Origin of the sequence: Nonomuraea mesophila (assembly GCF_004352805.1) — a bacterium.
Classification (GTDB): domain Bacteria; phylum Actinomycetota; class Actinomycetes; order Streptosporangiales; family Streptosporangiaceae; genus Nonomuraea; species Nonomuraea longispora.
Window position 1 is genome coordinate 1 of sequence record NZ_SMLD01000286.1, and the last position, 6,638, is coordinate 6,638.

Below are 6,638 nucleotides of genomic sequence, written 5' to 3' on the forward strand. Positions count from 1 at the left end.
GGCGTTCATTTCGTTGTGTCTTAACTCTTTCAGCCGTTCAAGTCTCTGTCAAATTGACCGGACCTGCACAACCTGCGGGAATTAAGCGCCGCCCCCTTTCGGAGACAACCCCTCTAACTTACCAGCCCATCAGAGTGGACGCGAACATCCACGAGCTTGGACGGTGTCTGGAGGTGGCCCCCGAGTGGGACCGGCGATCAACGCCGCTCCCATGGGACTGCTGAACTCTATGTACGCCTCCCGGAACCGTCAAATCGGCGGTGCCCCCGGCGGCTTCGGGTAGATAGGGGGCGTGCGTGATCAACCCATCCCCAGGGCGCTCATCATCATGGTGGGAATCGCCGCCGCGGTGATCGTCCTCTTCGGAATCCGCGAGGTCGCTTCGATCGCGGGCCCCGTCGTTCTGGCACTCGTGCTCGTCATCGCCGTCTCCCCTGTGCGCACGTGGCTCGCCGCAAAGGGGGCGCCCATGTGGCTGCAGGTCGCCGTGCCCTTCCTCATCGTCGTGTTCGCGCTGCTGGGCATGGTCGGCATCCTGACGATCTCGGTCACCCAGCTGGTCTCGCTGCTGCCGGCGTACGCCGCGCAGTTCGACCGGCTCCTCGCCGACACGCTGGCCTGGGCCGCGGCGCACGGCGTGAGCAACGACGTGCTCGACCGGGGGTTGCAGGCGTTCGACGCGGGCTCGATCCTCGGTCTGGCGCAGAGCCTGCTCGGCAGCCTGATCGGCGTGCTGTCCGCGCTGTTCCTGGTCATCGTGCTGCTGCTGGCGATGTGTCTCGACGCGCCGGTGACCTCGAAGGTCCTGACGACCGGCGAAGGGTATCGGCCGCAGCTGGTGACGGCGCTGGCGACGTTCGCGCACAAGACGCGGCGCTACCTGATCGTCTCGACGGTCTTCGGGCTGATCTGCGCGACCCTCGACGTGATCGCCCTGTCGCTGCTCGACGTGCCGCTGCCGCTGCTCTGGGGCGTGCTGGCGCTCATCGCCAACTACATCCCGAACATCGGCTTCGTCATCGGCCTGGTGCCGCCGGCCATGCTCGCCCTGCTGGACGGTGGCGTGCAGACGATGGTGCTGGTCATCGTCGCCTACAGCGTCATCAACGTGGTCGTGCAGTCGTTCATCCTACCGAAGTTCCTCGGGGATGCGGTGGGGCTCTCGACGACGATGACGTTCCTGTCGCTGATCGTGTGGACGTTCGTGCTGGGACCGCTGGGCGCGATCCTCGCCATCCCGCTGAGCCTGCTGACCCGGGCGTTGCTGATCGACAGCGATCCGCGCGCCAGGTGGGCGCAGAACCTCGTGTCAGGCGGCCCGTCCCGCAGGTGAGAGCAGGCGGCTCATGGACACGCCGCTCAGCCGCCTGACGTCGTGGGACAGGTGGGCCTGGTCGGTGAAACCGGCCCTGACGGCCACCTCCGCCAGTGGGACGCCGGCGCGGGCCAGGCGGAGGGCACGCTGGAACCGCACGATGCGCTGGAGGGTCTTCGGCGCGTAGCCGAACGAGGCCAGGGTGCGGCGGTGGAGCTGGCGCTCGCTGAACCCGAGCCGCCAGGCCGCCTGCGCGACCGTGCGGCCTTCGCGCAACACCGCCGTGAGGGCGGCGCCTGCCGGATCGGCTCCCGCGGTGGCGGCCAGCCGCCGTCTGACCTCGGCGCGCATGGCGGTCAGCCGGGAGCCCGGCCGCGGGGCCGCCTCCTCGATGCGCTCGGCCGGGAAGGGCAGGTCGGCCAGGGGGACCCGCCGGTCACGCAGCTCGTGGAGCGGCACGCCGAAGAAGTCGCCCACCGCGCCGGGACGGAAGCGCACGCCGGTGAACGTGTCGCCCGCCGCCATGGGCGTCGGCATGGGCCCGGTGTCGGGGCCCGCCACGAACAGCCCGCCGGGGCCCCAGATGAGGTCGACGCAGGCGTCGGGCACGACGAGATGGTGCTGCTCCGTCTCGCTGACCTGGTGCCACACGCAGGCGAGACGGCCGGAGAGTTCGGGGTCGGGAGGCCGTTCCGCGTACATGCCTCCAACGTACGCGGCCCCACCGACAGAACCGCCTCAACCCTTCAGCCGCCCGTACGCGCGCAGCGTGCGCAGCCGCTGGACGGTGAGGTAGCCGCCCCATTCGTGTTCCACCAGCGGCGTCCAGATCGACCAGTTGGGGGCCCAGCCGCCGTCCTCGGACTGGGCGGCGGCGAGCGCGTCGAGGTGGGTGTCGATGACGTCCGGCGGGAACAGCGGCAGTCGCAGCGGCTCCGGTGCGAAGTCCAGCGGGAAGTGCGCCTCCCCCGTGGCGTGGGGGTCGAGAGCCACCGTCGCGAGGATGGCCTCCTTGAGCCGGGCGAACTCGGCCTCCGCCCTGGCCCGGTCGGGCACCAGGTCGAGGAAGGTCACGACGGCGCGGGCCTCGTACGGAGTCGTCTCGTCGATCTCGGCGATCCGCGACCAGCAGAACGCGGTGGCGGCGGCGAGCCACGGGTGGGTTGCGCCGTGCTTGTGGAGCAGCCCGGCGATCGACGCGGTGGGCACGAGGTTGCCCGGAGGGTCGTCGGGCGTCTCCCACCACGGGGCTCGCGGAGTGTCCCTGACCGACGGCAGCACGAACGGCACGCCGCCGTCACCGGCGCTGACCTGGGCGAGGTAGTCGCAGGCCGCGGTGACCATCGGGGAGTCGAAGGCGTCGAGTTCGTCGAGAATCCAGAACGCCACCTCGACCGGCTCGGGCTGGCTGCCCGGGCCGCGCAGGTCGGGTTCGAGGGCGTTGCCGAATCCGCCGTCGGCGTTCTGGTAGCAGCGCAGCACGTCGAGCACGCGCCCGCGCGGCCCACCGGTGAACAGCGCCTCGAAGCGCAACCTGTCGATCAGCCTGCCGTGCAGCTCCAGATAGCGTCGTGCGCGGTCGAGCGGGTCCATGTCAGGCCGCCTTTCAACGGTGGTGGGTCGGTCGTCACGGCCAAGCTAGGTGCGGGCAGGGGCGGGATTCTTGTGGAAATCGGACACAGGGCACCCGACGCGACGCCGATTAAATGCTTTGCCCGGTCGGCAGGTGCCTGCTTAGGGTCGGCCTCATGTCATGCATGTTCACCTGCCAGGTTTTCATCCGCATCCGCCGCGGCCGGGCTCGGGCCCGCTAGCGGACGCGATCACCTGAGGCTGCGCGTCCGCCCGCGTGCCCAGGGCCCTTCGAGCACCCCGTTGTCTCGAGGACCCGGAAGGGCAGTGCTGTGGCGCAGGACTACGCACACGGAAACCATTCACACACGCAGAAGAAGGTCAGAAGCCGCGGTGGCGGCCGCACGCCCGTGGATCGGGCGAGGCGCACGCTCTCGCAGAACTTCATGGTCGACCGGCATGCCATCGACCTGATGGTCAAGGCCGCCGCTCCGCGGGGGCTGGTGCTGGAGCCCGGCCCCGGCGAGGGCGCGCTCACCCTGGCGCTGGCCGAGGCGGGCGCCCAGGTGGTCGGGTACGAGGTCGATCCCCGGCTGGCCGGACGGCTGGCCTCGCGCACCCGCCACGATCCCAGGGTCGACATCGTCAGGCGCGACTTCACCACGGTGAGAGCGCCGCGGGAGCCGTTCGCGGTGGTGGGCAACATCCCTTACGCGATCACGTCCGCGATCGTCGACTGGTGCCTGCGTGCGCGGGCCCTGACCTCGGCGACGCTGCTCACGCAGCGGGAGTACGCCCGCAAGCGCGCGGGCGACTACGGCCGCTGGAGCCTCGTCACGGTGGAGTCGTGGCCGTGGTTCGGGTGGAGACTCGGCGACACGATCGGCAGGGAGAGCTTCCGGCCCGTGCCGTCGGTCGACTCGGCGGTCCTGCGCATCCAGCGCAGGCCCGAGCCGCTCGTCGGCGACGGCCGTTCCTACCAGGAGCTGGTCGCGCTGGGGTTCGGCGGCGTGGGCGGGTCCGTACGCGCGTCGCTGAGGACCAGGTATGACGGGGTGGACAGCGCGCTGGCCGCGGCCGGCGTGTCCCACGACACCGCCGTGGGCCACGTGCACCCCGACCAGTGGATCACATTGTGGGAGCGCCTATGCCGATGACGTGATCCGCGACTTGTCGGAGAACCCCTGAGGGGGGACTGTTCCTGGGGCTGCCGTCACGACGCGGCGGCCCCACGGCATGGCCAGGGCCAGGATCGGCAGCAGCAGGATGGAGGCCCGCGACCAGGTGGCGTGCTGCAGCCACCACCCGTTGAAGTCGAACTGGGTCATGTAGAGGTAGCCGTAGCCGGCCCAGAACGAGGAGCCGATGATGGCCGGCCAGGCGAACTTCGTGGGCCTGGCGACCAGGAACGGCATGAACCACATGAGGTACTGGGCGCCGAGCCGGGGGGTCACGATCATGAAGGCCAGCAGCACGGCGATCGTCATGTCGACCGGATCGGCCCGCCGCCAGTAGAGCACGGCCGCGACGACGCTCACGTAGATCAGCTTGGTGCCGAACGAGGCCAGGGCGGGCTCCAGGGCCCACTGTCCCTGGGTGAACCATGGAGTCCAGCCCCATTCGCCGACGATGGGCCGGATGTCCTGGATGGTGTGGATGACCGCAGGGATCTGGTCGAGCGACGTGCCCGCGAAGACCGGCAGGGTCACCAGGAAGAAGACGGGCACCAGCCCGGTCGCGAAGAGCGCGGCGACGCGGGCACGCAGGTGGGGCAGGAGCAGCAGCATGCCGGGGATCAGCCAGATGGGCCAGCTCTTGGCGCACAGCGCGAGGCCCATCAGCACGCCCGCGAGCGCGCCCCGCCGCAGATCGGCCCGGTCGTCGTCGCCCGGCAGCAGCGCCCGGTGCAGCAGGCCGCCGCGGCCGATCACCCGCGGGACGGAGGCGCGCACGCCGTGCGCCGACAGGCCCGCGCGCACCCGCGCGAACACGTCGGTGGTGACGCCGGGGCGTTCGCTCGCGCCCGGCCCCCTGGCGACCACGAACGCGGCGACGCCGAACACGAGCGCCACCGGCTCGACCTGGCCATGGATGCAGGCGACCATCAGGGCGAGCGGGTTGAGCGCGTACTGCAGGGCCCGTAGCCGCGCCTTGGGGCCGCCGGCCAGCTTGGCCACCAGCGGGATGATCACGATGTCGGCGACCACGGTGACCAGGCGCCCGGCGTATTCCCACGGGATGCCGAGCCACAGCAGGATGCCGTACACGTAGGGGATCGTCGGCAGGAAGTGCCAGCCGCCCTCGCTGGCCAGCACCGGGTCCTCGCCCCGTAGCACGGCCTCGCCCGCGGGCTTGAAGCTCTCCACGAAGTCGACGGGCTGCCACGTGTCGATCGCCGACGTGTACATGATCAGCACGCGGACGGCGATGCCCACGAGCACGGCGACAAGAAGGGGCGGCCGCCAGTCGCGCCACTGCGCGACGAGGGCGAGCGCCACACCGGCGACGAGGACAATGCCCGTGAGAACTGCGTAATCCATGGCGGGATATAGCCTGCCGCACCGGGAGCGCCGCCGCCACCAGCGGTTCCGATTCTTATCCCCGACATGCCGACACGTATAGCGATACGGCATCACTCTTTGTGTTGAACTTTTCGCATGGGGGGATCGCAGGTCAACCAGGCACTGGTCAGGCTCTATTTCGAGGTGAGGAACGGGCTGCGCGACCCGGTCGCGGCCTGGGCGAAACTCACAGCGAACCCGCAGGAATACCAGCCGGCCAGGGGTGAACGGCGGGTGCCGCTCGACGACGAGACCGCCGCCGAGCTGGTGGCGGCGGCGATCGTGCACACCGCCGACGAGCACGGGCCCGAGCGGGTGGCGGCGCTGGCCAGCTCCCCGCTGGCGCGGCTCGTCGGCGAGCTCGGCGGGGCGGTGCTGACCGAGCACCCGTGCGCCCCCGAGCAGGTGCTGGGACCGCGCTTCGCCGGTCCTTCGCGCGCCGAGGACTGGGCGCGGGCGGCGTACGTGCTGCTGTGGGGGGAGAACAACCGGCTCGTACGCTCGGCGGACACCCCCTGGGTGATCGCCGGCCGCTACAAGGGGCAGAAGGTGGTCGCGATCGGCACGCATCCGACGCGGTTGTCCGACGAGACGCTGGTCGTACGGCCGGGAACGGACGGCGCGCTGGCCATGGCCATGGGGCACGTGCTGCTCAAGGAGTTCTTCCTCGACCGCACGCCGTTCGCCGGGCAGGCGATGGAGCACACCGACCTGCCCCTGTTGGTACGGCTGCGCGACCGCGAGGAGGCGTACGTGCCCGGCGGGCTGACGGGCGGCGCCTGCGACCGGCTCAGCGTGTACGGCGGCGAGGCCGTGGAGGTGCTGCTGCCCCGCTTCGACGACGGGCCGGGGGTGCTGCGGCGCGGCGTGCCCGTGCTGCGTGACGGCGGCGAGCTGGTGACGACCGTGTTCGACCTGCTGCTGGCCGTCTACGGGGTGGCCAGGCCGCGGCTGCCGGGCGTGTGGCCGCGCGGCTACGACGACCGGGCGGAGCCATACACGCCGGCCTGGCAGGAGGCCTGCACCGGGGTGGCCGCGTCGCGGACGGTGAAGATCGCCCGGGAGCTGGGTGTGACGGCGGAGAAGACGGGCGGCGGGTGCGTGATCGTGCCGGGGCGGCTGGAGACGCCGCACTCCGACACCGCCTACCGGGCGATGCTGGCGTTGCTCGTGCTCACCGGGTGCGGGGG

6 protein-coding genes are annotated in these 6,638 nt (G+C 70.9%); 3 read left to right on the forward strand and 3 right to left on the reverse strand.

What is annotated here, in order from left to right; all coding sequences use genetic code 11:
- Positions 1–292: 292 nt before the first annotated feature.
- Positions 293–1,333, forward strand: a complete 1,041-nt coding sequence (locus E1295_RS46405) for an AI-2E family transporter (protein ID WP_246081211.1) — start codon at positions 293–295, stop codon at positions 1,331–1,333.
- Here E1295_RS46405 and E1295_RS46410 read toward each other — a convergent pair.
- Positions 1,310–2,017 carry a helix-turn-helix transcriptional regulator gene (locus E1295_RS46410; protein WP_132641530.1) on the reverse strand — a complete coding sequence of 236 codons (708 nt, stop codon included), beginning with the start codon at positions 2,015–2,017 and terminating at the stop codon, positions 1,310–1,312. The two genes, E1295_RS46405 and E1295_RS46410, sit on opposite strands and share 24 nt — an antisense overlap.
- A 36-nt stretch (positions 2,018–2,053) precedes the next feature.
- On the reverse strand, positions 2,054–2,908 hold the full coding sequence (locus E1295_RS46415) for a hypothetical protein (RefSeq protein WP_132641532.1): 855 nt from the start codon (positions 2,906–2,908) through the stop codon (positions 2,054–2,056).
- A 389-nt stretch (positions 2,909–3,297) separates the two neighbouring features.
- Between E1295_RS46415 and erm the strand changes: the two genes are divergently transcribed.
- A complete protein-coding gene (gene erm / locus E1295_RS46420; RefSeq protein ID WP_246081213.1) occupies positions 3,298–4,044 on the forward strand; it encodes a 23S ribosomal RNA methyltransferase Erm in 747 nt (248 codons plus the stop codon).
- Here the strand turns inward: erm and E1295_RS46425 are convergent.
- Positions 4,033–5,427 (reverse strand): hypothetical protein, encoded by a 1,395-nt coding sequence (locus tag E1295_RS46425; RefSeq protein ID WP_132641536.1) that lies wholly within the window; start codon positions 5,425–5,427, stop codon positions 4,033–4,035. The genes erm and E1295_RS46425 overlap by 12 nt on opposite strands.
- 117 nt (positions 5,428–5,544) lie before the next feature.
- Here E1295_RS46425 and E1295_RS46430 point away from each other — a divergent pair.
- On the forward strand, positions 5,545–6,638 hold a 1,094-nt coding region (locus tag E1295_RS46430; protein WP_166427765.1), incomplete at its 3' end, for a molybdopterin-dependent oxidoreductase.

Bases quoted from the DNA above. Each gene is read 5' to 3' on its own strand.
- E1295_RS46415 (WP_132641532.1), bottom strand. From the start codon at position 2,908: ATGGACCCGCTCGACCGCGCACGACGCTATCTGGAGCTGCACGGCAGG.
- E1295_RS46410 (WP_132641530.1), bottom strand. From the start codon at position 2,017: ATGTACGCGGAACGGCCTCCCGACCCCGAACTCTCCGGCCGTCTCGCC.
- E1295_RS46425 (WP_132641536.1), bottom strand. From the start codon at position 5,427: ATGGATTACGCAGTTCTCACGGGCATTGTCCTCGTCGCCGGTGTGGCG.